This window comes from Nocardia sp. NPDC056064 (genome assembly GCF_042266925.1).
GTDB lineage: Bacteria > Actinomycetota > Actinomycetes > Mycobacteriales > Mycobacteriaceae > Nocardia.
Map to the genome: position 1 here is coordinate 1 of NZ_JBHJWO010000006.1, position 1,525 is coordinate 1,525.

The 1,525-nt window shown below is 54.6% G+C and carries 1 rRNA gene; it reads left to right on the top strand.

Annotated features, from left to right (window positions below):
* Window positions 1-1,486 (top strand): 23S ribosomal RNA (locus ACFC06_RS29045); the annotation flags it as partial.
* Window positions 1,487-1,525 lie beyond the last annotated feature (39 nt).

The window sequence follows — 1,525 nt, forward strand, 5'->3', positions numbered from 1 at the left end:
AAGCGATGGGGTGACGCAGGAAGGTAGCTGGGCCAGGTGATGGAATACCTGGTGTAAGCCTGTAGGGAGTGTGATAGGCAAATCCGTCACACATATATCCTGAGAGGTGATGCGTAGCCGTTGTGGTGAATTCAGTGATCCTATGCTGCCGAGAAAAGCCTCTAGTGAGTTGGTACACGGCCCGTACCCCAAACCGACACAGGTGGTCAGGTAGAGAATACTAAGGCGATCGAGAGAACTGTGGTTAAGGAACTCGGCAAAATGCCCCCGTAACTTCGGGAGAAGGGGGACCTGCCCTGGTGACGAGTCTTGCACTCTGAGCTGGGGAAGGTCGCAGAGACCAGAGAGAAGCGACTGTTTACTAAAAACACAGGTCCGTGCGAAGTCGTAAGACGATGTATACGGACTGACGCCTGCCCGGTGCCGGAAGGTTAAGAGGACCGGTTAGCGTTTTCGGACGCGAAGCTGAGAATTTAAGCCCCGGTAAACGGCGGTGGTAACTATAACCATCCTAAGGTAGCGAAATTCCTTGTCGGGTAAGTTCCGACCTGCACGAATGGCGTAACGACTTCTCTGCTGTCTCAACCACAGACTCGGCGAAATTGCATTACGAGTAAAGATGCTCGTTACGCGCGGCAGGACGAAAAGACCCCGGGACCTTCACTATAGCTTGGTATTGGTGTTCGGTACGGTTTGTGTAGGATAGGTGGGAGACTGTGAAGCTGACACGCCAGTGTTGGTGGAGTCGTCGTTGAAATACCACTCTGATCGTATTGGACTTCTAACCTCGGACCATGATCTGGTTCAGGGACAGTGCCTGGTGGGTAGTTTAACTGGGGCGGTTGCCTCCCAAAATGTAACGGAGGCGCCCAAAGGTTCCCTCAGCCTGGTTGGCAATCAGGTGTCGAGTGCAAGTGCACAAGGGAGCTTGACTGTGAGAGTGACAGCTCGAGCAGGGACGAAAGTCGGGACTAGTGATCCGGCACCGGCAAGTGGAAGCGGTGTCGCTCAACGGATAAAAGGTACCCCGGGGATAACAGGCTGATCTTCCCCAAGAGTCCATATCGACGGGATGGTTTGGCACCTCGATGTCGGCTCGTCGCATCCTGGGGCTGGAGTAGGTCCCAAGGGTTGGGCTGTTCGCCCATTAAAGCGGCACGCGAGCTGGGTTTAGAACGTCGTGAGACAGTTCGGTCTCTATCCGCCGCGCGCGTTAGAAACTTGAGGAAGGCTGTCCCTAGTACGAGAGGACCGGGACGGACGAACCTCTGGTGTGCCAGTTGTTCCGCCAGGAGCACTGCTGGTTGGCTACGTTCGGAAGGGATAACCGCTGAAAGCATCTAAGCGGGAAGCCTGTTCCAAGATGAGGTTTCTCTCCCACTTGATGGGTTAAGGCCCCCTACAGACCATGGGGTTGATAGGCCGGAACTGGAAGCACAGTAATGTGTGTAGGTGACTGGTACTAATAGGCCGAGGGCTTACTACGAAGGTGTTACGCGTCCACTGTGCGGTATCTGAAACAACA